22 protein-coding genes and 2 pseudogenes are annotated in these 26,794 nt (G+C 42.2%); 17 read left to right on the forward strand and 7 right to left on the reverse strand.

Features of this window, described 5'->3' with window-relative positions; all coding sequences use genetic code 11:
• Nucleotides 1-50: 50 nt before the first annotated feature.
• From nagA to DFP94_RS13750, 3 genes are read right to left on the reverse strand one after another with little or no spacing between them, the layout of a single operon-like run.
• Complete coding sequence (gene nagA / locus DFP94_RS13740) at nucleotides 51-1,232, reverse strand: N-acetylglucosamine-6-phosphate deacetylase (protein WP_114497034.1); 1,182 nt, start codon at nucleotides 1,230-1,232, stop codon at nucleotides 51-53.
• A complete protein-coding gene (nagB, locus tag DFP94_RS13745) occupies nucleotides 1,232-1,960 on the reverse strand; it encodes a glucosamine-6-phosphate deaminase (protein WP_114497035.1) in 729 nt (242 codons plus the stop codon). The genes nagA and nagB overlap by 1 nt, the downstream gene beginning before the upstream one ends.
• Entirely contained in the window at nucleotides 1,953-2,822 is an 870-nt protein-coding gene (locus DFP94_RS13750; protein ID WP_114497036.1) for a MurR/RpiR family transcriptional regulator, read from the reverse strand. Before DFP94_RS13750 ends, nagB begins: the two co-directional genes overlap by 8 nt.
• A gap of 195 nt (nucleotides 2,823-3,017) precedes the next feature.
• Between DFP94_RS13750 and DFP94_RS13755 the strand changes: the two genes are divergently transcribed.
• The 4 genes from DFP94_RS13755 to DFP94_RS13770 all read left to right on the forward strand — a co-directional run bounded on the left by DFP94_RS13755 (nucleotide 3,018) and on the right by DFP94_RS13770 (nucleotide 5,951).
• On the forward strand, nucleotides 3,018-3,464 hold the full coding sequence (locus DFP94_RS13755; RefSeq protein WP_114497037.1) for a MarR family winged helix-turn-helix transcriptional regulator: 447 nt from the start codon (nucleotides 3,018-3,020) through the stop codon (nucleotides 3,462-3,464).
• Between the two features lie 102 nt (nucleotides 3,465-3,566).
• Nucleotides 3,567-3,992, forward strand: coding sequence for a DUF1801 domain-containing protein (locus tag DFP94_RS13760; protein WP_114497038.1), 426 nt, complete (start codon nucleotides 3,567-3,569; stop codon nucleotides 3,990-3,992).
• Nucleotides 3,993-4,149: 157 nt separating this feature from the next.
• The gene (gene glpK / locus DFP94_RS13765; RefSeq protein WP_114497039.1) at nucleotides 4,150-5,640 is read left to right on the forward strand and encodes a glycerol kinase GlpK; all 1,491 of its coding nucleotides are present in this window, start codon (nucleotides 4,150-4,152) and stop codon (nucleotides 5,638-5,640) included.
• 116 nt (nucleotides 5,641-5,756) lie between these two features.
• A complete protein-coding gene (locus DFP94_RS13770) occupies nucleotides 5,757-5,951 on the forward strand; it encodes a helix-turn-helix domain-containing protein (RefSeq protein WP_114497040.1) in 195 nt (64 codons plus the stop codon).
• 85 nt (nucleotides 5,952-6,036) lie between these two features.
• Here DFP94_RS13770 and DFP94_RS13775 read toward each other — a convergent pair whose 3' ends face one another.
• Complete coding sequence (locus DFP94_RS13775; protein WP_114497041.1) at nucleotides 6,037-8,349, reverse strand: AAA family ATPase; 2,313 nt, start codon at nucleotides 8,347-8,349, stop codon at nucleotides 6,037-6,039.
• Between the two features lie 493 nt (nucleotides 8,350-8,842).
• Here DFP94_RS13775 and DFP94_RS13780 point away from each other — a divergent pair, with 493 nt between their 5' ends.
• The 12 genes and pseudogenes from DFP94_RS13780 to DFP94_RS13835 form a co-directional block, all read left to right on the forward strand.
• Nucleotides 8,843-9,598 (forward strand): ABC-three component system protein, encoded by a 756-nt coding sequence (locus DFP94_RS13780; RefSeq protein WP_114497042.1) that lies wholly within the window; start codon nucleotides 8,843-8,845, stop codon nucleotides 9,596-9,598.
• Nucleotides 9,595-9,834: an ABC-three component system middle component 7 gene (locus tag DFP94_RS26420; RefSeq protein WP_114497043.1), complete on the forward strand. Its 240-nt coding sequence runs from the start codon at nucleotides 9,595-9,597 to the stop codon at nucleotides 9,832-9,834. Before DFP94_RS13780 ends, DFP94_RS26420 begins: the two co-directional genes overlap by 4 nt.
• Nucleotides 9,812-11,425, forward strand: a complete 1,614-nt coding sequence (locus DFP94_RS13790) for a DUF2326 domain-containing protein (protein WP_114497044.1) — start codon at nucleotides 9,812-9,814, stop codon at nucleotides 11,423-11,425. Before DFP94_RS26420 ends, DFP94_RS13790 begins: the two co-directional genes overlap by 23 nt.
• Before the next feature lie 176 nt (nucleotides 11,426-11,601).
• Nucleotides 11,602-12,210: a type IV toxin-antitoxin system AbiEi family antitoxin domain-containing protein gene (locus tag DFP94_RS13795; RefSeq protein WP_114497045.1), complete on the forward strand. Its 609-nt coding sequence runs from the start codon at nucleotides 11,602-11,604 to the stop codon at nucleotides 12,208-12,210.
• Nucleotides 12,210-13,130, forward strand: coding sequence for a nucleotidyl transferase AbiEii/AbiGii toxin family protein (locus DFP94_RS13800; protein WP_114497046.1), 921 nt, complete (start codon nucleotides 12,210-12,212; stop codon nucleotides 13,128-13,130). Before DFP94_RS13795 ends, DFP94_RS13800 begins: the two co-directional genes overlap by 1 nt.
• A gap of 127 nt (nucleotides 13,131-13,257) precedes the next feature.
• Nucleotides 13,258-13,965, forward strand: a pseudogene (locus DFP94_RS13805) (DNA-methyltransferase).
• Nucleotides 13,966-14,171: 206 nt separating this feature from the next.
• Nucleotides 14,172-14,342 (forward strand): hypothetical protein, encoded by a 171-nt coding sequence (locus DFP94_RS25530; protein ID WP_181873144.1) that lies wholly within the window; start codon nucleotides 14,172-14,174, stop codon nucleotides 14,340-14,342.
• Between the two features lie 96 nt (nucleotides 14,343-14,438).
• A complete protein-coding gene (locus DFP94_RS13810; protein ID WP_114497047.1) occupies nucleotides 14,439-16,031 on the forward strand; it encodes a recombinase family protein in 1,593 nt (530 codons plus the stop codon).
• Between the two features lie 178 nt (nucleotides 16,032-16,209).
• A complete protein-coding gene (locus DFP94_RS13815; protein WP_114497048.1) occupies nucleotides 16,210-16,494 on the forward strand; it encodes a hypothetical protein in 285 nt (94 codons plus the stop codon).
• 707 nt (nucleotides 16,495-17,201) lie between these two features.
• The gene (locus DFP94_RS13825; RefSeq protein WP_114497049.1) at nucleotides 17,202-18,083 is read left to right on the forward strand and encodes a hypothetical protein; all 882 of its coding nucleotides are present in this window, start codon (nucleotides 17,202-17,204) and stop codon (nucleotides 18,081-18,083) included.
• 114 nt (nucleotides 18,084-18,197) lie between these two features.
• A complete protein-coding gene (locus tag DFP94_RS13830) occupies nucleotides 18,198-21,248 on the forward strand; it encodes an SIR2 family protein (RefSeq protein ID WP_114497050.1) in 3,051 nt (1,016 codons plus the stop codon).
• A 34-nt stretch (nucleotides 21,249-21,282) separates the two neighbouring features.
• Nucleotides 21,283-21,375: pseudogene (locus DFP94_RS13835) on the forward strand (LuxR C-terminal-related transcriptional regulator); the annotation flags it as partial.
• Nucleotides 21,376-21,520: 145 nt separating this feature from the next.
• On the opposite strand, the gene DFP94_RS13840 reads toward DFP94_RS13835, so the two are convergent.
• From DFP94_RS13840 to DFP94_RS13850, 3 genes are all read right to left on the reverse strand, one after another.
• Nucleotides 21,521-22,807 (reverse strand): MFS transporter, encoded by a 1,287-nt coding sequence (locus tag DFP94_RS13840; protein WP_114497051.1) that lies wholly within the window; start codon nucleotides 22,805-22,807, stop codon nucleotides 21,521-21,523.
• Nucleotides 22,808-22,847: 40 nt separating this feature from the next.
• Nucleotides 22,848-23,768 (reverse strand): ArsR/SmtB family transcription factor, encoded by a 921-nt coding sequence (locus DFP94_RS13845; protein WP_114497052.1) that lies wholly within the window; start codon nucleotides 23,766-23,768, stop codon nucleotides 22,848-22,850.
• A gap of 188 nt (nucleotides 23,769-23,956) precedes the next feature.
• Entirely contained in the window at nucleotides 23,957-25,312 is a 1,356-nt protein-coding gene (locus DFP94_RS13850; protein WP_114497053.1) for a dipeptidase, read from the reverse strand.
• 214 nt (nucleotides 25,313-25,526) lie between these two features.
• Here DFP94_RS13850 and DFP94_RS13855 point away from each other — a divergent pair, with 214 nt between their 5' ends.
• Entirely contained in the window at nucleotides 25,527-26,738 is a 1,212-nt protein-coding gene (locus tag DFP94_RS13855; protein WP_114497054.1) for a peptidylprolyl isomerase, read from the forward strand.
• The last annotated feature ends 56 nt before the right edge of the window (nucleotides 26,739-26,794 follow it).

Genomic DNA, 26,794 nt, shown 5'->3' on the forward strand with positions numbered 1-26,794 from the left:
ATTATCCTTGAAGGACCACGCTTGTTGTAGTTACATAAGTTCGCTGCTTGTTAATCTTGAAACAAACGTCCTTCCACCCAAACTTTTTGCAGTTCGAGATCCTCCCGGTCAATCAGAAGCAGATCGGCCTGCTTTCCGGTTTCGACGGTGCCCGTAAGGTGGTCGATGCGGATCAGCTTGGCCGGATTAAGGCTTGCCGCCTTCGAGGCTTGTTCTATGCTTAAGCCGATTTCCCGAACGAGATGACGGAAGCCGCGAATCATGGTCAACGTACTGCCGGCCAGAGTCCCTTCGCTTTCTTTCAAGGTGCAGACATTGTCTTTCACGATGACGGGAAGGTCGCCAAGTTTGTATTCCCCGTTTCCGAGACCTGCCGCCGACATGGCGTCCGTAATCAGAATCAGATTGTGATTGGTTTTGACGCTGGCAAGCAATTGAATACCCGCTTTGTGTACATGGATACCGTCCGCAATGATTTCGCCGCTGATTGCCGGGGAGCTGAGAATTGCGCCTGCCGTGCCCGGTTTCCGGTGATGGAGCGGAGTCATGGCATTAAACGTATGCACCGCATGGTGCAGACCGACTTCCACAGCCGCCATGATTTCTTCATAGGTTGCATCCGTATGGCCCGCTGCGGCCACGATGCCTTTCTCGCGCAGGAACTTGATCAATTCGTGCGCCCCTTCACGTTCCGGCGCAAAGGTTACCTGCTTGATGAGCCCGGGATACTGTTCCTCCCAGGCTTCCACCCAGCTGCGGTTCGGCGGCACGATATGGGCCGGATTTTGCGCACCTGGCCATTTCGGACTGATGAACGGCCCTTCTAGATGCACGCCCGCTAATTTGGCATAAGGCATATCGTTGTTGATATAGCTGTGTACCTCTTCCAATACCGTATCAATTACGTCTTTCGGCAGCGTCATCGTCGTGGCCAGCATCGAGGTTGTTCCCTGGCTACAGTGCAGCTTGGTGATCGCATCGAAAGCTTTCTTGCTCGGTTCGGAGAAGTCCTCCAGCATTCCTCCATGCACATGGACGTCTATAAAGCCGGGCAGCACATAGGCTCCCCCTGCGTCGATAACTTCAACGGCATTCTCATCATCGGCGGGAATTCCGGCAGTTGATCCGACGTAAGTGATGAAACCGTCACGAACCGCGACCGCTCCGTCATGAAAAATGCCGCGAGGCGTAACGACATCGGCATGAATGATATGAAATGAGGTCTTGTTCATCAGATCAGTCCTCCTGCGGCTTGATCAAGTACAACGACAACGTTGGGATGGGTCTGCAGGAACGAAGCCGGACATTTGGTTGTGATCGGTCCCTTGAGCGCCCGCGCGACGATTTCGGCTTTGTCTTCCCCTTTGGCCATGAGCAGGATTTGCTTGGCTTGCAAAATAGAGCCGATACCCATTGTAATGGCATGGGTAGGTACCTCTTCGATCGAAGGGAAGAATCGCGCATTTGCCTGGCGCGTCCGTTCATCCAGTTCCACGATGTGGGTAGGGCCTTGCAGTTCCTCGCCCGGTTCGTTGAAACCGATATGGCCGTTATGGCCGAGTCCAAGCAGTTGCAGATCGAGTTGGCCTGCCTTTTCCAGCAACCGGGTGTAGTCGGTCGCGGCCTGGGTCGGATCTCCCGTGTTGCCGGCAGGAACATGAGTGCTTTCCAGCGGAATATCGATATGGTTGAACAGTTTCTCGTTCATGAATCTCCGGTAGCTTTCCGGGTGATCCTCGGCCAGACCGATATATTCATCTAAATTATAACTGCTGGCTTGCTTGAAGCTGACGACACCATCACGGTACAGTTCGATCAGTTTCTGGTATACGCCGACGGGGGTGCTGCCGGTGGCCAATCCCAGGACAGCCCGGGGATTGGACTGGAGGAGGCTGGCGATAATGCCGGCTCCGGTTTCGTTAAACAATTGTTCGCCCTTTACTTTGATAATGTTAAGCATGCTTGTTGCCCTCCCTTTGTTTTCTGTATATCTGAACATTCTGATATGAGCTTTCCAGCTTAGGGATAAAATCCTCGAACTCCATACTTACCATGCCCGTAAATAAAATATCGATCACATGCAGCTGCGCGATCCGGGAAGCCATGTCGCCCCGGCGCATACCTTCTTCGAGAGATGAGGAGAATAGGGATATGTCGGCCAGTGTGGCGAGCCCGTTGCTTCCGTATTGGGTCAAGGAGATCGTGACGGCCCCGCTGTCCTTGGCGCACCGGAGCGCATCGATCGTTTCCGGCGTTTCACCGCTGTAGGATATGGCCAAGGCGACATCGCCTTCTCCCAGCGAGGATGCGGAAGTGATCTGCATGTGGGAGTCGGCAAAGGCCGTGCAATTTTTTCCAATCCGGATCAATTTCTGATAGAAGTCCTGGGCGATAATGGAGGAAGTCGCCACGCCGTACAGGTCAATGCGCCCTGCCTTGCAAAGGGCATCGACTGCCCGGCGAAGTTCGTTCATATCCAGCAGACGCGTGGTGTCCGTAATCGAGGCCAGGTGGTTGGCTTCCATGGCCTGTACGATTTTATGAAGATCATTGCCGGCAATGACGTCCTGATACTGGCTTTCCGAAGGCTTATGGGCAAGTTCGCCGGCCAACTTCATTTTAAAATCGGGGAAACCTTTAAAGTGAAAAGTTTTGCAGAACCGCGTTACCGTGGAGGGACTGATCCCGCAAGTGTAGGCAAGTTCGGTTATGCCAAGATGCACTACGGAGGCTGGGGTCTTCAAAATATATTCGGCGAGCCGTCGCTCCTGGGGCGGAAGGGCCTCCAGGTTGCTCGTGAGCGCATGTAAGATAGGAGTCATTAACGAATCACCTCATCTATTTGACGAAAATAATTTCTAAAATAACATTAAAAATAATGAAAATAATTTTTATTTCATCATAAGGGATTCCACCTTCGAAAGCAAGAGATTTTGTCACGGAGAGAATCCTTGTCATTTCGATAGGTACATACTACACTAGGTGTAAGCAACAAAGATCCGTAGAGGTGGGTTGTCGTGGATTACAATCTTGATGATTATATCGACCGGCTTCTGAACGCATGGTCCAAAACGTTCCGCAAAATGCAGAGCGAGATCATGCAACACCGTGAGCTCGGCTTAACCGGACCACAATTTCATATGCTGGCTTTAATCGCCAAAAAAACTTCCTGCAATGTCAGTTATTTATCGGACAAGCTGGAGGTTAAACCAAGCGCGATCACCGTCATGGCCGATCGCCTGGTCCAAAGCGGTTACATCGAGCGGCGGCATGATGAACAGGATCGCCGGGCGGTGCTGCTGTCGGTCACCGAGCTTGGCGCTGAGGTTTACAAAGAGGCCGGTGCCCGGTCGCGCAAAGTTTTAAGATCTTATTTCTCCGATCTGACTCCCCACGAGTTGGACGTGTTGATCGGTGTCATCGAAAAGTTTGCGCAAAATGACGCTCCGCATGCAGAAGCGTAAGAAGATTTTTGAGGGAAGTAGGGAAAGAGCTTGCCGGATCCGGCAGGCTTCTTTTTATAAAGATACGGTGATATTTATTAAATTAAAGGAGTGTTTTCGCTGATGTATGAACAAAAAACAAAAGAAACTGACAACAGCGTGATCGAGTTCATCGAGAACGTAAGTTCATTGGCCAAGCGTGAAGATGCTTATAATCTGCTGGACTTATTCAGCGAGACGACAGGATTTCCGCCGAAAATGTGGGGACCCAGCATCATCGGATTCGGTTCCTACCATTACAAATACGCAACCGGACACGAGGGGGACGCACCGCTGGTCGGTTTCTCGCCCCGCAAGGCGAAGATCAGCCTGTATTTTGCGACAGGCGATACCGAGCGGGAAGCGTTGTTGGAGCAATTCGGCAAACATACGGCCGGAAAAGGATGCGTCTATATAAATAAAGTGGCGGACATTAATGCAGACATCTTGAAGGCACTTATCCATCAGTCCGTTCAGTTTTTGCAAAAGACATATCCGACCGCGGAATAAAAGATGCGATAGATGAAAGAACGCCGCTTGCAACCATTTTATCAGTGGGAAGTGGCGTATGGTTATATGGCCGAGTTATTATAAAAACAGCAATTTGTAAGCGTAATATCTGTAATGATTTTTGCGGGCAAACATTAACGGACTGGGGGAACCGTGATTGGAAAAATACATCCTTGCCCTGGATCAGGGGACAACGAGCTCGAGAGCCATTTTGTTCAATAGGGAAGGCAGCATCGTTCATTCCGCGCAGCGCGAATTTCCGCAATATTTTCCCAAACCCGGATGGGTGGAACAAAACCCGAATGAGATTTGGGGGTCTATTCTTGCGGTGATCGCTTCCTGCCTGTCCGAATCCGGCATCAAGCCTAGGCAGATTGCGGGCATCGGGATTACGAACCAGCGGGAAACGACGATCGTCTGGGATAAAGAGAGCGGCAATCCGGTCTATCCGGCCATCGTATGGCAATCCCGTCAGACGGCGGACATTTGCGAAGAATTAAAGGCCGCCGGCTTGAACGATCTGTTTCGGTCAAAAACCGGACTGCTCGTCGACCCGTATTTTTCCGGGACTAAAGTGAAATGGATTCTGGATCATGTGCCGGGTTCGCGGGAGCGCGCGGAACGGGGAGAGCTTCTTTTCGGTACGGTCGACACGTGGCTGATCTCGAAGCTGTCGGGTGGCAAGCTTCATGTGACCGACTACTCCAATGCGTCGCGGACGCTTATGTTCAATATTCATAAGCTGGCTTGGGACGATGAACTGCTTGGCTTGCTCAGAGTACCGAAGACGATGCTTCCGGAAGTCCGCTCGTCTTCGGAAATCTACGGCACTACCGTACCTTACCATTTCTTCGGCGAACAAGTTCCGCTCGCCGGAGCCGCCGGCGACCAGCAGGCCGCGTTGTTCGGCCAAACCTGCTTCGAGCCGGGCATGGTCAAGACTACTTACGGTACCGGCTGCTTCATGCTGATGAATACGGGCGAAACCCCCGTGTCGTCCGAGCACGGCCTGATTACCTCCATTGCTTGGGGACTGAACGGCAAAGTGGAGTATGCGCTGGAGGGAAGCATCTTCGTCTCCGGGTCGGCGATCCAGTGGCTTCGGGACGGCCTGCGCATGTTCCGGGACGCGAAGGACAGCGAAATATACGCCTCCCGGGTCGGCTCCACGGAGGGCGTTTATGTGGTTCCCGCTTTTGTCGGGCTGGGCAGCCCGTATTGGGACAGCGACGTCCGGGGAGCGGTGTTCGGCTTGACGCGGGGCACGACGAAAGAGCATTTTATCCGGGCGACGCTGGAGTCCCTGGCTTACCAGACCAAAGACATCCTGGGAGCGATGGAGCAGGATTCCGGGTTTACGGTCTCCAAGATGAGGGTGGACGGAGGAGCTGTATCCAACGGATTCCTGATGCATTTCCAGAGCGACATTCTCGACGTGCCGGTGGAACGTCCGGTTGTGCGCGAGACGACGGCGCTGGGTGCCGCCTTCCTGGCGGGGCTTGCTGTAGGGTATTGGAGTGACCGGGAAGAAATTTGCCGGACGTGGAGCCTGGAGCGGCGCTTTGAACCCGGGATGGAGACGGCGGTTCGGGAAGCATTGTACGGTGGGTGGAAGAAGGCGGTACATGCCGCGATGGCCTTTAAATAGCGCCGCCCATTTTAGAGTCTCACGGCACCATTGCCCCTGTTTCTTCATAATATGTGTTGACTGTATCCCTTAACCTTGTTAAACCATAAAACCCGAGCAAGGAGGGGTGACGCATTTTGAAGAGCAGCGATCGTAACAGCAAATTTCTGTTAACACATCGTGAACGGGAAGTTTTCGAACTCCTCGTGCAGGATAAAACGACGCGCGACATTGCGGGCCAGCTGTTTATCAGCGAGAAAACCGTTCGGAACCATATTTCTAACGTGATGTGGTTTGAAACACACCCAAGTGGAAGCGGCGGGAAGTGTTGATTTTATTGGGTTTTTGGGATAGCTGCATTATCTAGATAATGAAAAAGAGGTACAGTGAAGCAACTCTTTTTCATTTTGAACATGACTAGACAATCTGAACATTATTCACGCCACTAATAAAATCAAGAGTCCTCCTTACAAATGATTCCAATTCAGTTTCGTTAATTAGCTCAGTATGCGCAAAGGGATTTTGATCATGATGATATCTTTTACTGTAGTCATTTATGTTTTCAAGCTCAGTATGGACAGATTTCATTAATACCAGTGGAGCAGTGGTTGCATTTCTGACTTTTCCGATGAAGTCTCCTAGCCATTCACTACTTTGAAAATCATTCGGAAATCGTACTCTAAGATTACCTTCAATTAACGGACGAATACTCGTGGCAACAGATCTCAAATCACTTGTTGTTCCTTTTAAAAATTCTGCTAGTGTGAAGTAACATTGGAAATAACCAGACCTGGTTGCCTCTTCTATGTTCCAACTATCAATGGCACTATCTGAAGTGCCTTCGCGCTTGATGCAAAGCTGGCTTAATGAAGTTCTTTTATCGGTATATTTGTCCCAAAGCATTTTTGCGAAAAATTCATCATGTGTAAGGACGATCACTTGCCTTGCTCGACTTGTATATCCGATTACTTGATCTGCGGTATAGTTTTTTCTGTGTTTGTCGAGACTGGTAATTGGATCATCAAAAACAATGATTTTTTTATCGATATCTTGATCTGTTTCTAATTTGGCTAAAAAGAAGGCGAATGCCAAACTACTCTTATCACCTTCACTCAATGTATTGCGGAATGAAGCAGCTGTCTGAGGAGTTTTTTCCGTACCTAGTTGAACAGCCACATTATTTATAGTTAGTGCAAAGTTACTGCTAGGCTTACCGCCAAGGAAGCTTGATTTAAAATCAGCTACTTTAAAGCTGGCTCCGCATTGTGATAAGTGATAATTAATTCGATTCTCGTATTTATTGAATACTTCTTCCGTATACTCTTTAAGTTCATCACGTATTTTATTTTTATCACTATTCATTGTTTGAATAGTCGAGAGAAGTTTCATATATTCTTCGATTGCCTGTACCTTGTTTATTTCATATCTGAGTTTTGTATTCTTTAGTCTTTGGAGAGAAACGGTCAGATTTTGAAATCCTGTTTGATTAATCGAAGCTCTCCGCGCATCAATTATTTTGTTCAATTCAATGACGGAACGATTATACTCAGTGATAATGCTTAATACTCGAAGGTATCCATCGATTCTTTGATTAGCATCATCACTTAACGGAACTATTTCGAATGGAGAGCGTTTTTTTGCTTCAAGTAGCTCTTGTATTTGGGTTACGAACTGTTTCCAAACATCGTTAATTTCATCAAGATTGATATCGTTTGCTATGAGGGAAGAAATATATTGCTTCCAAAAAAGCACTAGTTCACTATTTTTATGTACGTCAGTCTGAAATTTAAACAGTGTATCAGTATTGAATTTCTCGTTAAATGTGATCCATAATTTCTCGATAAGTTGGATTGTTTTCTTGTATTCATCGCTAAAAAAGGATCTAAATGCTTGAACAACATCAACATTTGTAATATTTTGTTGGCAGAAAGGGCAAGTTTCGTCAGTAATTTTTCTTACACCGTATTCAAGCCACTGCTCACCATGTTGGTCTAATCTATGTTTGATATGGTCTTTTGTTACCTCTTCGGCTTTGTCAAGAACATCATTAAAACTATGTCCTGTAAGGTTGCCTTCAAATTTCATTTTATCAAAGGGTGGAAGGCTAGCTTCTGAAAGCAGAGGTTTTCCTTTCAGTTCTGCTTCTTTTGAATGGGCGTTCAATAAACGTTGGAATTCTTCTATTTCATATTCTAAGTTATCTTTGTTTGGTAGACCGATGAAGTCTTCGATTGATAGGACTCCCTCAACTCCAGCTTTTATAACAGTTTCCAATTCTTTTTTGTTTTGATTTGCTTTTTTGATTTCAATGTCTATTTGGTCAAGTTTGTTGGCTTTTTCAACACCTGTTTTACCCACTGTAAATAGATAAAGCTGCTTTTTTTGATCGTGTTCAACAAATTTGGAGTAGACGTTTTCACTAACAAATAAGGAATCAAAAATCTCAATATCAAATTCAGGTTTACTTAGCCATTTCCCGTTTTTGAATTGGTGCTTCGTGGAATCAACAAGAATATCTATTGATTGTTCTTCAGCCGCTCCAAGGGTCCTTCTACCTATGACAAGCTCTGAGTTTTGCTCATGTAAGGAACGTAGGATATTTGAAAGGGTTGTTTTTCCCTTTCCATTTTCTGAATAAACAATATTCATTTTATTAAATTGCATTTCACCTTTTGAGGTGAATGATCTGAATTTACCAGTGTTCTTAATGCTGATGATCTTTTTTATCAAGGTTATCCCTCCTTAAGTTAGTATGCTACTAATATAGGAGTTTCGACATACATCTGGGAAATCCTTCAATTTTATCAACCAATAACAAGGAATTAGACCTATTATGTCGAATAGGTCTATACAACTGACTTTATGAAATCACAAGGTTATTTATCTCGTTTTAAATTTAAGATAGTCATTATAGAGATTGTATGCTTCTTCGCTACTCGAAATGGGTTTATAGACTGCGATTTTATATGGAGAGGCGGGCATGATAAGCTGGTTAGCATCGCGAAGTCCTTATGCTACGCGGCTTTCGCGAGTACTCATGCCCGCAGAGGCTCCATGTCAAATCGCTCTATAATCCACGCGAATGTCACTTAATCCACGCAGTATAGCGAAGAGCCGATTGTATTTCACAAAAATAGATGCTATTCAATGGTTTCACGAAAAAACATAATTTTAGTGATAGAGTAACACAGACAATGTTAAAGACTTTAGGTGGGATTAATATATGCAGGATAATAGACGATTGTTTACCGATAATGAAAAAATGCTTTTATTTAACGAAGTTGATGGCTACTGTCCTATTTGCACGGATGGGCTAACCCATAGAAAAAAGGGTAGGATATACAAGTCCTTTGAGGTGGCACATATTTATCCAGCTAATCCGTTACCTAATGAGGTAGCGTTGTTGAAATCGGAGGAGAGGCTGTCTGATGATGTTAATGATATAAAAAATGTAATTGCAGTCTGTTCAAAATGTCATGGTCGTTTTGACAGTCCGCGTACTGTTGAAGAGTATAATAAATGGGTGAAATTAAAAAAAGGACTTTTGCTAGATGCCCAACTCAGAAGTACGTATTACTTGTTCAATATTGAATCAGAAATTGTTGTAGTATTAGAAAAACTGCAAACTATTGATGGGGATATCACCACTCTAAGTTATGAGTCTTTAAAAATCGATGAGAAAACAAATGATTCGCTTCCGTTCATTCTTAAACGAAAGATAAAAAATGACGCAGTTGATTACTTCGATTTCATCAGAAATATATTTGTGACCATGGATCAAGTTACTCCACATAAGTTTGATACTCTTGCATCGCAAGTTAAAAGTTTTTATTGGAAGTGCATGCAAACAGATACCAATCAAGAATACATATATAATGCGCTTGTAAAATGGTTAGATGAAAAGACAGACCATTGTTCTAGAAGAGCATGTGAAATAGTGATTGCTTTTTTTGTTCAAGACTGTGAGGTGTTTTCTTGATACTTCCTAATAAGCTAATACCATTTAAAGATAGCGTCATATCTAAACTAGTTTATATATTGGAGATTCTAAGTGTAACAGATGACAGTGTAGAAAGTCTGTTTGAAAAAACATCTCACAAATTTGAAGATGTTAACCAATTTATATTAGCATTAGACGTTTTATTTGCTCTTGGAAAAATAGAAATTGATGAGGAACTGAAGGTGATTCGATATGTTAAAGCAAATCATTTGTGATAAATTTGTTGAACAGCGCGTGGTTTTTCATAAAGGCTTGAATGTTATAGCTGGTGATGAAATTGCCTCAAACTCTATTGGTAAGTCTACAATGCTAATGATTATAGATTTTATTTTTGGTGGCGATGATTATATCAAGAAAAACCATGATGCTGTCGACAACTTAGGTCATCACGTGTTTAAGTTTTCGTTTATTTTTGATGAGAATGAATACTTCTTTTATCGTACTACTTCTGATTACAAGTTTGTAACAGTATGCGATGAAAATTTTCAAGCTCAAACTAATATTAAAATTGAAGCATATACCAAGTTTCTTCAGGAGAAGTATAAATGTCAAATTGAAGAATTATCATTTCGAAATATTGTTGGAAGATACTTCAGAATCTACGGGAAAGAAAATCTAAATGAAAGAAAGCCGATCCAATATTTTGAAAAAGAACGACAAAAGGACTCTGTTGTTGCATTGGTAAAGCTTTTCAATAAATATAGTGAAATTGCTGGATTTGAAAAACAAATTACCAAGTTATCTGAGGAGAAGACAGTCTTAGCTGCAGCTGCAAAAAAAGAATTAATACCTAATATTAGCAAAAGTCTTTTCGGACAAAATGAGAAAAAAATCGAATTGCTTAATGATGAACTGACAAAATTAAAGGAGAGTATAGTCAGCGCTGCATTAAATATTGAAGCACTTGTCTCAAAGGATATTCTTGACCTTAAAAAGAAAAAAAGCAGCTTAGTCACACAAAAGAATGTATTTGAAAGTCGTTTGAAAAGAACATTAACAAACATTGAGAATAAAAATATAAATGCAAAGTCAGAATTGGAACAACTGATTGAGTATTTTCCCAACTTTAATGTTGAGCGTGTGATAATGGTTGATAATTTTCACTCATCAATTACTTCTATCTTGAAAGACGAACTTAAAAATACTGCAAAAGAGATTAATACGCAATTATCTATACTGAATAATGAAATTGCAGATATCGATAAGCTTATCAAAGAAAAACTTAGCATTAAAAATGCGCCTAAATATACGGTTGAAAAGGTTGTAGAAGTTGCATCAAAAATCAAACAACTTACTGATGAAAATGGATTTTATGCAAAGAAGAAAACTATTGAAAGTTCGATGAAAACTGCAAAAGAAAACTTGGATACATACAGAGAAGCAATCTTGACTGAAATATGCAGTCAAATTAACATTCAAATGGTTAAATTAAATAAAGAAATTTATTCAGACAACAGACGCGCTCCAGTGCTATCTATTCAAGGGGAGAGGTACTCATTTAATACCTTTGGAGATACTGGTACTGGCACTGCTTTTGCCAACTTAATTACTTTTGATATAGCTCTTTTGGAACTGACATGTTTGCCTGCACTAGTACACGACTTACCTCTCATGAAAAATATTGAGAATAATGCACTCGAAAATATTGTGGAGATTTATAACAAGAGCAACAAACAAATTTTTATAGCGATAGATAAAGTAAATTCCTATAAGAAAGAGACAGGGAAGTTAATTTCAGATAGAACCGTTTTACAACTAGCTAAAAATAAAATACTATTTACGAAAAATTGGAATAAGGACCTATGAAAACATGTAATCAGATTTGAAAGCCCTATACCGCTTAAGCGGTTATAGGGTATTTTTCTGCTCTTACGTCTAAGTGCAGAAGTTTTTGTGAATAATAAAAGGAAATCATAAAGCAATCACGAATACTTTACTATGATGAGATAATTCCTTATCTATCTGTGAATGGTGGTGAATGCATGAACGAACAAATTATTACTACGGCAATGCAAGTGCTGGAAGAACATCATGGCTTCGCACGAACAAAAGATTTTATTATGGCTGGTATATCTCCTTATTACATAAAAAAGCTGGAGTCCATTGGCGAAATTGAACGGGTTAAGCAAGGAGTTTATCGACAAGCTGGTCAAATTAACGAACTGCCCAATGAAATGGTTGAAGTATCCAAACTAGTTCCCAAAGGGGTTATCTGTCTTCTCTCTGCCCTCTCCTACTATGAACTGACAACCTATAATCCTTGGGAATATCACGTTGCTATTCATCGCGGCGGTAAAAAACCAAAGCTTCCAGACTACCCGCCCATTAAAATAATTTATTTGGCAGATGCTCAGTTCAACATAGGTATCGATGAGATTAGTATTGATGGCTCGGCAGTTAAAATTTATGACCGTGAAAAAACAATCTGTGACATGGTGCGCTATCGTGAGAAAATTGGAATTGACTTGATGAAAGAAGGATTGAGGAATTACCTTCAATCCCGTCATAAAAATATAACAAGGCTTGTCTCTTATGCTGATAAGTTGCGGATTCGAACCGTTTTGCAAAAGTATTTGGAGGTGCTGATTTGATGAGTGAGATTAAGAATATCCCCGCCTCTGTTTCAGAACGCTTAAAAAATATAGCGAAGAAATCAGGAAAATCATTTGATACGTTGCTTCTCCTTTATTTTCAAGAGCGTTTTTTATATCGCTTGTCCATCTCCGATTACAGGGATAAATTTATTTTGAAAGGCGGCTTGTTCCTATTCTCACAAACTCAATTCAAAGCTCGCCCAACCAAAGATGTTGACTTTCTCGCCAGACAGATTGCTAATGAGCTAGAAATATTAAGGGAGTCGTTTGTTACGATTTGCTCAATAGACGTTCCTTCAGATGGCATTATGTTTCAACTGGATGAAATGACAACGGAGAGAATTAAAGAGGATGCTGACTATGAGGGAGTAAGAGTCAAAGTAACAGCTCTTCTAGGGCGAATGAAAAAGAGCTTGCAATTTGATATCGGATTTGGTGATGTCGTAGTTCCGAAGCCACAACTTATCGACTATCCTGTTTTGCTTGATATGGCAACTCCACAGGTGCAAGCCTACTCGAAGGAATCCGTCATTTCAGAAAAATTTGAAGCGATGATTACATTGTCGGTAATGAACAGTCGGATGAAGGATTTTTATGATATCTATATCCTGCTAACGACTAATGATTTTGATGGTCGCATTCTTTACGAGGCAGTGTTTGAAACATTTCAGCGACGAGGTACAGTATTGGAAAAAGAGCATCCTTTGTTTATTGCAGACTTTGCTGAGGATGAGAGTCGGACAAAACAATGGGTGGCTTTTGTACGTCGTTTAGGGATTGAGGAGCAGTTTGTATTTCAAGATATTATGACTTATCTTGTTGATTTTCTTAAGCCTATCTATCAATCAATACTTAACGAGAAAGAGTTTTTTGGTCATTGGAGTTGTATAGACAGAGCTTGGATGATCAAGGGATAATAAAATGAATTAATATTGAAAGGACACACAATTTGGATTGTGTGTCCTTTCGTGCTATAACAGGGTACAGAATGTTCATAACAAGAGCCGAATCTATCAACGTGACTGCATAGAAGGCATGAAGCTGATGCCTGATAACAGCATTGACCTTGTTATTGCTGACCCACCCTACAATCTTGGAAATAACGGAACAAAGCTTAACATGAAAGAAATCTACGGTTTCAATCAATTTAAGGAAGATTGGGACAAGATAGATGACTTTCACTCATTCAATAAAGCATGGATTGACGAATGCCATCGCGTTTTAAAACCTGATGGTTCAATCCTGGCATATGGCACGCATCATAACTTGTTCACTGTGGGCTATCTTATTGAGTAAGCGGGCTTTTTCACCCGAATCAAATACGAGTGGAAAAAGAAGAATCCACCGCCTAACTTTGCAGGTAACGCTCCACATTTTGCATCGGAATCGATTATTTGGGCAAGCAAAGGAAAACGACGAACCTATAATTTAGATTACGCCAAAAGGATTAACGACAACAAGAACATTCAGAGTGTTTTCGAAACGACATTGACTCCCAGAAACGAAAAGAAGCATGGTAAATTTCCTTGTCAGAAGCCACTGGAGATTTTGATCAAGTTGATTAGCCTCCACTCTCATCCAGAGCAAACGGTTCTCGTGCCGTTTTGCGGGAGCGGAAGCGAGTGCGTTGCTGCTCAAATGACTGGAAGAAACTTTATTACCTTTGAAAAAGAACCGAAGTACATAGAGTTAGCTAATATTCGATTGGAAAATACGAATGAGTTGAAAGACAAGCTAATCCACCTAACATAGTTACCGCCGTCTAATTCTGAATACAGCCTGTGAAGACACAGTTTAATATAGATGCAGTAGCATATTTAGATGATTTGAATAACTCAGTTATACTTCAGCAACACATTTAATCAGAGCAAAGCAAGCATATCAGAACTAATCGGTTATGGTACAAGAGTGGAGCGTCATAAAAATAAAATATATAAACAATGAGAGGAGAATGCCCTGTGTCAAGGGATTTAAATAAAGCATACCGTATTCACATTCAGGCTGGACAGGGTAATCTCAACGAGATGATTGATGAACTCGCCAGACAGGTTGTTCATAAAAACATAGATGAATTTCAAGCTAACAATTACCGTGTAAAAAAAATCTCAGCTTTAGGACGTGCCGTTTAGAAATTAGCTATTCATAAATTTGAACATACAGCAGTCCCTTTGGCTTGAGTTTGATCCGCCAGAGGGATTTGCTTTTATATAAGGGGAATGATTCAGATGATAAAAGCTGCGATATACGTACGTGTCAGTACGACGAAGGACAGTCAGAAGGATAGCCCAGAACATCAGATTTCCGCCTGCAAGAACTACGCAGAGGATATGGGTTGGGAGACAGGCGACAATATTATTTATGAAGATAGGGAATCAGGAGCAAACATTACAGATAGACAAGCGATTCAGCAGGTCGTTAGAGATGCACAGAGTGGTGCGTTTCAGGTTATCATATTCGCTGCACTCTCTCGTTTTGCTCGTGACATTGGAGATTCGATCAGCTTAAAACGAAAAATGGTAAATGCGTTAAACATCAGACTTATTTCTATAGATGATCATTATGATTCAGATCGAGACGATGAAATGTTATTTTCAATTATATCCAGCGTCAACCAATCCGTGAGTGAACAAATCAGTCGAAGCTCACGCCGCGGTAAACGGGAATCGGCACTAAAAGGAAACTTCACAGGCAGCCGCGCTCCTTACGGATATCATAGGGAAATTAGAAACGGATTAAAGGTGCTTGTGCCTGATGATCAACAAACCGCAGTTGTGCGTATCATATTTCAGCTCTATACCGCGAATAAAATGGGCGAAAAAGCGATTGTCGAGTATTTGAACGATAAGGGTATCCCCTCGCCCAAGGACGGCATATGGGGCATTACAACTATACAGCGCATCCTTCAGAATGAGGCATACATTGGAAAAAATCGCTCCTCGAAGTATGAAACCAAGAAGGTTTACACAAACGTGAACGATACATCGGAAAGAAAAAAAGTATTAGTGCAACGACCGAAGAGTGAATGGCGATATGCCAACAAAGTCGTCACACATCAAGCGATTATAGACGAGGATACGTTTCAGTTAGCGCAAGCTTTGCGACTTGAACGAGGTGGCGGTGAGCGAGGCGGTATAAGGCAAAAAATCAATATCTTTGCAGGAATTATTAAATGTGCGCATTGTGGAGCATCTGTGGTCAGTATGAAATCCAAAAGTAAAAAAACAGATCGAGATGGAAGAGAGTACCGTTATCTCATCTGTTCAAGAAGAAGAAGACAAGGAGATGCAGGTTGCAACAATGACTTTTGGCTTCCATACTATCCTTTTCGAGATGAGTTGATTGATACCATGTCGAATACACTTAGAAATATCACTTCAGCAGAGGAACTCCTGGAGAAACATAAAGGACTTATCCAAATCAATCAATCGGACTTGGAAAGCGAAATGAAAAAGCTAAAGAAGCGAATTACTGACAATCGTAAATGCCTATTTGAACTGCGACGTGAGAAAATGTCAGGTCAGTTCCACGATGAGGAACAATACAATATGGAAAAATTGATATATGAAAAGGAAATTGTACAATGCGAGAAGAGACTTGCGGAGTTGACAGAGGAACAACGAAAAAAATCTGATTTAACCGAACTTTATGAGCAGGTAATGGATATGCTTGATGAGCTACTGGATCTGGATTTTGATTCATTTGATGAGATGCAGTTGATTCTGAAAAAGCTTTTATCTGAAATTAAAGTTAGCCGTAATGGTGATATTCAGGTTGTTACGACCTTTGGGCTTTCGTTGCATGAACTGGAATCTGACTAGAAGGAACATTGTAATTAGTATAAAATATTGTTCGCCATATTTTAAAGAAGCAAGGCTTGATTTATTGTTGTTACTTTTAGGAGACGAACAGGCTCCTATCAAGACAACAAAGATCAGGCTTTTTGTTTGTCTGTATACAACAAAAGAAATATAAAAAATTACAAAGGATGATTAAATCATGAAAAACTACTACCTCAACGGACCAAGTCAAGAATGCGTTTCCCTTGAAGCATCTGAAACCGAGAACCTGTTTCACTTAATGTTTGCATATCGAAATGTACAAGTCCAAGAAAAAGAAGACGTTCGTAATGGGAAGATTTCATTCAAAATGATTAGAGAAGCCAATTACGTAATGTTGATTGTGAAAATTGGAAGAATGAAGCAAGAAATTATATTTGACCCCACACTGTATGGCGATCATCAAGCGCTTAAAATTAAAGATTGCAGGTTGGAAATTTCTTAGATTGATATTACGATGCAGCCTCTTCGCTCTATCGAAGTGCAAAGGACAATAGAAACACCACAAAAATTGAAAGAGATTTTGTTCGAAGTATGGGAAAATGCGATGAGCGAGGATGATTTCACGAACAATTATACCCTTTGGTATTATCATGTCCAGAGGTATACAACGAATCAGTTGTTTGAAAGAGCGATGTATAATCGGCAAGAGTGAATAAGTCTTTACATAGAACGGGGCTGTGGTCGTATAAGCAAAGTCAGACCGAGCGAATGGTGTCCATTGATGGATGGCATCGCGTGGTCTATTTTTCAAGATCGATATTCATAGTTTCGAAATTCACTTTAAAAAACTCCTCGACTTCTATCTTACTTTTACTCGTGTGGAATACATACAGTTCACGAGTCGGATGTAACTTGTGCTGCTCTTTATAGCCGCACCATGCTTCTTGCGGATTATCGTAATCCTGAATGACTGCCATTTCCTCTAATTGACGTACACAATTGTTGGAGCTTGCCTTGATTGCCTCAACCAGCACAAAACAACTTGGATGTATTTAGCAATTTTTGCCCATTTCATCGGCTTCACCTCGCTTGGATTGTAGTAATCCTACTATAGCATAGTTAACTTCGGATAAAGGAAGTGAGTGCGGAGTTTGTAATAATATGGTACGATTTAGTTACTAAGACCTAGCTTTGAATGGAGGGAGAGACATGCCGTCTCCTTTAACTGAAAAGGAAGTTAACCGATTATTTCAGTTGTTGGATGACATCCAATTGAACTTCTTGCAGATCTATTTGAAGCAAAGTAAAAAAAGCAAATGGCTGGAGAAGCTCGCTTACAAAAAGGGGATTGTGCTGCATTCCAACATATCATTAGATGAAATTTGGGAAAAACTAAACGACTGGGAACTGAAAGAGATACTAGACGGCGGCTATGGTAACCGTCCGTATAAATGCGAATGTGGAATAACGCTTAGATATTGTTATATCGTTCATCATCGCAAGGAGAACAAGACATATCAACTTGGTGAAACTTGCTTGGGAAACTATACAATGATGTCAGCTGAACTTATTAAAGATATTACTAATGGATTTCACAAAATTGATCTTGAACGTGATGAGATTCTTATTAGGTACGAGCAGGGCTGGGAGTTGCCGACCGATTATAACGAACTGCATTTGATAGAAGATTTGAAAACACAAATTGATATTGGTCTTCCATTCTCATCTATTCAGGTGAATAAGATTGAGAAAATGTTTCAGCATGAATTATTGCAAATAAGACGACAAAAAGAACGGGACAGATTAGCACAATTGAGGAAGCGCCAATCCACTTTCGATATGTCTTCTGGTGTTTATTCATTTTCTCATTCAAGAATTCAATCCGTAACGTATGAAGAAGTAATCTCTCAACACTTGGCTAACTTAAAGCAAATAAGGGAACATGAAAATAGAATTACATATCCATTGATGCTTGAAAAGTGGAACAATCTGCAGGATATGATAAAGGATTTAAAGCGAGGAGAGGACTTTGACTATTCAAAGTTTTTAGCTCAAATGTTCGAACTTCTGTATTATTTGAACTTGTATTGATCTAGGCAAATAGAACATTGTACAAACAATCAAATTGGTCATTGAACATTAAGGCAAATGATACATATTAGTAGATTGGAAAGTTAGATCCATTAAAAAAGAGGTGATATCCCAATGTTAATTAAGAAGAATTTAGATATTGAAGCAATATTGGAGGCAATGAACAGAGAGCATCTTGTATTATTTGTCGGTGCAGGAGTTTCAGCAAATTCTAACTTGCCCAGTTGGACGGGGCTTGTAAAAGAATTTGCAACTGGATTAGGTATTAATAGAGAGATAAACTCAGATGACTTTTTAAAAATTCCACAATATTACTACAACCAGAGAGGAAAAAATGAATATCTTAAAAAGATAATTGAAATCTTCGACACCCCATTGTCTCCAAATATAATTCATGATTACATTTTAAAGTTTAAACCTAGACACATAATAACAACAAATTATGATAGCTTAATCGAGCAAGCAATAGAGAAAAATTTTATGTTCTATGATTCAGTAAAAGAGGATCTTGATCTTCCCTATTCATCTAATGGAAGAATGCTTATCAAAATGCATGGGGACTTATCGAAAAAAAATATTGTACTTAAGGAGGATGATTATTTAAATTATTCTTCTAATTTCAAACTAATAGAATCGTATGTGAAATCGATTTTTATTAACAACACAGTACTTTTTGTAGGATACTCACTTCAGGATTATGATTTGAAATTAATATTGAAAAATTTGCAGGGAATATTAGGTGACCATTTTCAAAAAGCCTATTTGATTGATTCTTCAGAAAGCCCTAGACTTGCTGTGGAAAAAGATTATTTCAAGAATCTTGGTGTCAATTTAATTGATAAATTTGATATTCCAAAAGAGTATCATGATAAAGAAATTTTCGAGTTGAAAGCTCCTCAAGGGAAAAATATTGTTAGAATTTTAGATTATATTCTTCAATATAGGGAGTCAGTTAGTAACCCATTAGAGTATTGTTATGATAAATTTCAAGCTTTTAATAGCCTAAATAAAATTAGATTGAAAGATATAATTAATTTACTTGATATAGGTAATTACTTTATAGAAGAAAGAACAACATTAAAAGTGTTTCCTACTAAAGAAGATAATTTTTTTATTGATCTTATTAATCGTCTAAATTCCATAAAACAGTCATATGAACAACAAGATTGGGAAACTAAACAAAAATATGATTATATTAATTCTACGTTTGCAAAAACAAAACTGTCAAAAATAAGCGTTGAGGATCAAGATTTTACACTTGATGTATCATATAAAAATGAGCCAGATATCATCAGAAATGTATTATTTAATGATTATTATTCAATAAATCTTGTAGCAAAACAAGATTATAAAATAATTAGTGAGTCCGAGAACAAAATCATTAATGAATTAATGAGAGCTTACGCAAAATACTTAGTCAATCAATTTGTTTCTGCATTTGAAATCCTTGAGAAAATTTCAATAGAATCGTATCGAAATAAAGATTTTATTCTACTATATATCATTGAATTCAACAAGAGATATTTAATTAGGAAACTTAAACGTAATAATCTGGGTGTTCAGACGGTAATCTTGGGAACGGACTTAGGGGAAACCGTTTTTGTTGAACAAATTACTACAATTATTGAAGCATATGAAAATTCTAATCTTAAAATAAATGATGTTTATGATATGCTGGCTCGAAAAGATAAAGATAAAGTGAAATTTATTCACGATTTATTGCAGGAACAAGGATATGTATCTCAACAACTACTTCGCATTAAAGAGTTAACTGACAAGGTGGAAAAAGATTTAAATACCAACTTTAGTAGTCAGGATTCTACATCAGTTAACAATATGGTAAGTGACGTACATGAGTTTTTTGATTATACGCATAATAATTTTATTATGTTGGACCAATACTCAGAAGTGAAGGAGTATTACTTTTCTTTTATAAAGTCAATTCTCAGTACTTATTCAGTCAAAGAAAAGTCCGAAGTTCAAACAGCTGAAGATGCTCTTTTTTCTGGATATTTATTTCACAGATTACCAAATTATCGATTCACATGTAAAGATGTCGTCATAATTTTGAAATACTTAGATTGGAAAAAAATAAATGAATTATTTGATGAATATAATATAGATGAAATCGAGATAGCGTTTCCTAGTGTTCAGTTAAAGGGACTATTCTCAAATTTAATCACAAGCTATTTAGAAATTGAGTATATTATGGGTTTAAGAGAGATTTTGAAAAATATGTTGTGCTTGTTTGGTAAGATAAAGATCAATGCGCATGAATTAAATGAGTTAATTGATAACTTGCTAAGGTTATTAAATTCGACATATGTAGAGCATGATATTTATTTCACACTATTAAAATTCTTATATGCTCAGAGAAAAAATCAGAATATAGAATCACAATTAGTTGCGAAGTTAATTATAGCTTTTGTCAATAAATTATTAGATTTAAAGTATAACGGACATCAAGGAGGATTCGAACTTGATGCTCTGAATAATAACAAATATATTATAGGACTAGTCAATCTAATTGATCAGAGCGAATACGACAATTTTAATGTTGAATTAGATATTGAAAAGTTAATCATCTCAATTGAACATGGCAATCTATCAAAGAACAAGTGGATTGTCTTACATCAAGTTCTAATACCACTATATAGATTTTTAGGTCCAGTATATCAGAAAACAGTAAAAATACTTATAGAAGATATCTTATTACAGAACTTTAATGTTAAAATATATGGTGCAGCTTGTGATGCTGGAATTATACTTTCAACTGAGAATTATGAAGAGAAGCTGTTTCTACAAGTACAACAAACAAAAAATGAAATTGAAAGCAGCTCAATGAAGAGTTATCCTGATCCTTTAAGGAGCCTACTAGGGGTTGTGGTTGTACTTTTACGTCATAATAAAATAATTAATAAAGAGCTTTTCAAGGAGTTTATTGGAATTGATGACTTTTATGATTTAGTGCTTCAAGAGGATGATTTTGATTATCAGAAGTTCAACTTGGAGTGGTTTCCATACCTCAATGGAGATGAGGTCAAGAGAATACTTAGTAATTCAATTAACAAGGAAATTTTAAGAAAAAAATTCATAAAATCACTTGTGGAAGATAAACTCGAAACTAAGATCAAACAGTTTTATTTGGACTATTTTGAGTCATGACGTATTTAAAAGTGATGGTTCTCGGTGTACTTCAAACCACATCTCCAACGTTATGCAGAAACTGAATGTCAAAGGTCGTGCGCAGGCGGTTGTCGAGCTGATCAAGCTTGGGGAGTTAAAAATCTGACGGTTTTTTTTAAGGGCGAAAACCGTAAACCTTCTTTCTTATCCGTTCCGGCGGGGGGAAAGAAGGTTTTTTGTTTAGGTTTTGACGGCAAAACCAGGAAGGGTGAAGGCTAATCGATCGGGACGGCGAGGTTAACTGTTAACCGTTAGTTATCGGTAGAAATTTGGTTCTGATTCATCGCGACATGCGGTCTCGCCTGAAACTGGATTTTAGCCTCAAGGTCCGATAAGTCTCCGTTCAACGCTTTCAGGCCGGGAATGAACAGGGCGGCGGCGCATGAACTGATGAGCGGTAAAAGGCTGGCACCCAGAATTAATGTGCCTACGCCGTATTGCTGCGCTATCGCTCCTCCCACAAAAGCCCCTACGGGCTGCAGGGCGCCTCCGATCAGGAAGCGGATCGAATTGACCCGGCCCTGCAGGTGTTCGGGCACTAGCTTTCCATGCAATGAAGAACTGTGCGAGCCGAAGAAAGCAACGGCAGCACCGGCGGCAAAAAAACAGGCCAAAGCAACCGGATAGGATTGAGCCAACCCCTGAATCGTATGAAAGAGGCCGATTGAAGCCAGACTGCAGAGCATCACCGTCCGTCGTTGCTTGATTTCGCCAAGTAAAGAAATAATGGCAAGGCCGCATAAAGTGCCGAATGCGGAGGCGGTCGTCAAAGTGCCCATGGCTGCGGCATCCCTATGCAGCACTTCCCGGACATAGGGGACCATCATCGTCCAGATTGCGATGGAGCACATGTTGCTGATGGAGACGGTGCCCATGATGGCGAGCATCGCGGGAACTTGCTTATAAAAGGAGAAGCCTTCGGTAATTTCCCGCACATAGGCGGTAATGGAGATAGGAGCAAAATCATGGGTCCGCGGTTTCATTTTTGGCAGATAAAGCAGCGTTACGATGGCCGCGGCATAGCATACGGCATTAATTCCAAGTGCGGGGAGCGCTCCGCTGGCGGCAATCACCGCACCTGCAAGGGCCGGCCCCAACAAAACGGCGGCATTTCGGCAACCGTCAATGACGGCAAAAGCGCGCACCAGCTTGCCCTTGTCCGCCACCTCGGGGACGGCGGCTATCGCGGTCGGCATAAACATGGCGGCACAGGAGCCGCTAAGTCCTGCGGCGAGAAACAAATGCCATAGCTGTAATTGCCCGGCGAGACCCGCGGCGAATGGCAGCACGATGGCGATCAGGCGTACGGTTGCAAGTCCTGCCATGAACTTCCCGCGGGGCAGCCGATCGGCAAGCGGCGAGCCGAGCAGACGAAGCGCCAGCTCGGGAATTCCGGAACAAAGCGCGAGTGCTCCCATCACCAGTTTAGAGCCGGTTAGTTCGTAAGCCAGCCACTCCATGGCCAGCAGGCCAAAAGTGTCACCGAACCCGCTCATGGCTATCGTGGCCAACAGTCCGTAATAACTGCGTCGTTTCATCCAAAATCAACCTTTCGATCGCGGCTGTTGCTCCGCGGGATCATTTTTTAAGAAATTGCCCGATCTGCAGCGGAAGATCATTCAGTGCTTCCAGGCGGAGGTTGTATTCGACGTTTTTGTTATCATTGTTTTTCAAATAGTAATGCACGATGACAAGGCCGGCCGCCCGGAGCGAGATTAAATGATAATGAATGGTGCTCTTGGATAACCCGATTTCCCGAACGATCTCCGTAAACGTCATTTGTTTTTCCGACAACAGGCGAAGAATGCATAACCGTGTTTCGTCCGACAGAGCCCGCGTGAGCCGGAGGAGTCCGGGAGCGGGATGTCCTGGCGCCGGAGGAATAATGTCGCAAGAATAATGAGTGAATATGGTTTCATCAAAGATGCTGGACGTTACCAGTGGACGGGAATGATATTGGGGTATGAGGACGAACCGCTTCAGCAACTCATTTGGATAGATCCGCATTCCACCGGTTGCCTGCTCATAGACCTCCAGACTGTTCGTCTCCTTTAATCGCGATTTCAGGGATTCGGCTTCCTGGGCCAATCCTTCGGTGATGGCCGGGCTAATGCTCCCGAAATAGCGTAAATTCCATTCCCGCAACACTTCCGAGGTCAAATTTCTTAGCTCGGATAGATTTGAAGGAACGGTCTGCCCGAAGCCCGCGGCTATTTCATACAATTGACCTGTGGATAAAGCATCGAACCAATCCAGGAATTCCGGTACGGAACGATTGCCGGGACAGCTCCATATATACGGGGAAAGACTGAAGTCCTCCAATTTTTTTATGGCTTCCCGCATTTTTTGCATAATAACGGGCGCGAAAAGATCCTGAACTTCCCGGACCCAGAGTTTTCCCGCATCCATGGCGTTATGGTTTTGTTTGCTGATAAAAGCGGTGATGCTAGTTACACATTCATATATGGGAGCAAAATCGGCTTCAATGTTGTAGCTCATTCTCACACGGTTCCTTTCTTTAATGGAATTAGCTGAAAGACATTAAAAACTTAAGTTCGATAATTATAGAACTGATTAGTAGTTTTATTATATTAGAACTTACTCATTATTACAAGTGAATTTAAAAACAACAAATGCAATCAAAAAAACCGCCCAAGTTTGGACGGTTTTTTGAGGGGATTTTCACTTTACAGCGACTTCAGATACTCCACGATGGTCAGTAATCCTTTGTCGAAGTTTTCCAGATTGAAATGTTCATTCGGTGCGTGCAAGTTCTCGTCCGGCAGGCCGAATCCCATCATGACAGCCGGAGCCGACAATACGCGGGACAAGGTTTCCACGATGGGAATGGAGCCGCCGTCTTTCGTAAACAGCGCCCGTGTGCCATATACCCTTTCGTAGGCGTCGGCCGCTTTTTGCAGCATGGGATCGGCAGGTTCGATCGTAAAGGCCCGGGCTTTCTCCGTTGCCTTCACTTGAAGGGTTGCGCCCTTTTGCAGGTTTTCGCGAAGATGCTTCTCGATTTTGTCGATGATATCCTGGGGATCCTGGTCTCCGACCAGGCGGCAGGTGATTTTGGCGTGAGCTTCTTTCGGAAGGACTGTTTTTGTGCCTTCGCCTTGGAAGCCGCCGTAAACTCCGTTTAATTCAAGAGTCGGACGCGCTCCGGTTCTTTCGACAAAGGAGTAGCCTTCCTCCCCGTACAGATCTTCTAAAGCCAGCGTTTGTTTGAGATGATCCTCATTAAACTGTTGCTTCGCGAATTCTTCCCGGATCTCCGGCGTCAGTTCGTGAACTCCCTTGTAGAAACCGTCGACGGCAACGCGCCCTTGTTCATCATGAAGGGTTGCAAGCAGGGAGACGAGCGCATGCAGAGCATTTGGCACTCCGCCGCCGAAGGTGCCCGAGTGCAAATCGGTATTTGCCGTATGTACGCTTACTTCAAGTGCGCACAAACCACGAAGCCCGATGCAGATCGCCGGTTTACCCGGTTCCAGCAGGGCCGTATCTGAGATCAGGATGACGTCGGCCGCCAATTGGTCCTGATGGGACTCCAGGAAGGGCGGAAGATTCGGGCTGGTCACCTCTTCTTCGCCTTCAATGCAGAATTTGATATTTACGGGCAGCTCTTTTTCCTGTTCCAAAATCGCCTCGACGGCTTTGACATGCAGGAACATTTGGCCCTTATCGTCGGTTGCGCCGCGTGCGTATAACTTGTTATCCCGGATGGAAGGCTCGAAAGGAGGCGTCTCCCACAGATGCAGGGGATCCACCGGCTGAACGTCGTAGTGGCCGTAAACGAGGACGGTGGGCTTGCCCGGAGCATGCAGATGCTCCGCGGTCACGACGGGATGCCCTGCTGTCGGATGTACCTCCACGTTCTCCATACCGGCGCGGCGCAGGGAGTCGGCGACCCATTCCGCTGCCTTCAATACGTCGGCTTTATGCTCGGATAAGGCGGAAATGCTCGGAATCGTGAGCAGCTCGCCGAGCTCTTTTAAATGTGCATCTTTTTTGCTTTGAAAGTAGGCTTGATAATCCATGCTTGTTGTTCCTCCTGGACATATTCTCTTCCTTATTTTACACCTTTTCACCGCATAACACGAATGACGGAATCGGAGATTGAATGGGTACATTAAAATAAGCTTAAGAATATTTTCTCTTTTTTTATGATTCCTTAAGGTAAGAGAAGTATAATTCTGTTAAAGTCATAAGAGGATAGATGGTTGTTATTTGATGAAGGGAGTCAATTAAAAAATGACAGACAAAGAGAATAAGGATTTGGTATCCATAAAGGGGCCGGAAGATCAGCCGGATGAATCCGAGAACGGCGGTTTCGAGAATACGGTTGAAGAAGGACAGGCCCCTGTTCAACATACGGAAGCTGTCGATCCGGAAGAAGGCAAAAGCGGTGATGGCGTTGAAGAGAACGAGAGCCCGATCCCTCAAGTCCATGAGGGAGAAGTCTTGGCCTTGCTGTCGGAGGAAGATGACGAAACCCGGGAAGCCGAAATCCAGGAGGCCGTTCCTGCTTCCGGCGGCAAAGGGAATCTGGTATGGCCGATCGTATCGGCCGTGCTTGGGGTCTTGCTAATCGTAGCCTTGGTCATACCATTGATTTCAGGGAAGAAAGTGGAAGCCGTAGCTACCGTCAACGGTTCGGAAATTACCAAGGATCAGCTCTATATAGAAATGTCGCAAGCCGGCGGCGATCAAACCGCCTTGGAAAAGCTGATCACCAAAGAGCTCATAAACCAAGAGGCGAAAAAGCAAAACATCGTGTTTACGGAAGCCGATATCGATAAGGAGTTGAAAAGCTATCTGAAGGATTACGGTTCGGAGGAGAATCTGAATCAGGCATTGATTGCCAACGGAATGACGATGGAGCAGCTGCGTGAGAACATCCAAATGAACAAGCTCTTAACCAAACTGCTTGAGCCGCAAGTGGAAGTCACCGATGAGCAGATCAAGCAAACGTTTGAAGATAATAAAGCCTATTTCGATACGCCGGAGCAAGTACGCGCGTCCGTGATTTTGGTGAAAACGGAAGCGGAAGCGAACGAAATTATTAAGGAATTGAACGAAGGCAAGGATTTTGCCGAGCTGGCGAAGAGCAAATCGCTGGATGAAGCCACGAAGGCTAACGGTGGAGATACCGACTTCTTTGCCCGCGGGCAGATGGAAGAAGCGGTTGAGAATGCAGCCTTCAAGCTGGCTAAAGATGAACTCAGCAGTGCCGTGAAAACGGAAGGCGGTTATCAGGTCATCAAGCTGACGGATCGTAAAGAAGCCCATAACGCGACGCTGGAGGAGAAGAAGGAAGAGATTCGTGAAGGACTCGTTAACCAGCAGGTATCGCAGTTGTCGGGAACGTGGATTCAGGATATCCGTAGCAAAGCAACGATCACAAATACGCTGACGGATAGCGCTGAGGATACGGCTGCCGAAAGTAATACTACTGCAAAATAAGAAATTCATCTGCTAACAGGAGGGAGCCGCAAGGCTTCCTCCTGTTTTCTGTTATA

Origin of the sequence: Fontibacillus phaseoli (genome assembly GCF_003337355.1) — a bacterium.
Taxonomy (GTDB): Bacteria; Bacillota; Bacilli; order Paenibacillales; family Paenibacillaceae; genus Fontibacillus; species Fontibacillus phaseoli.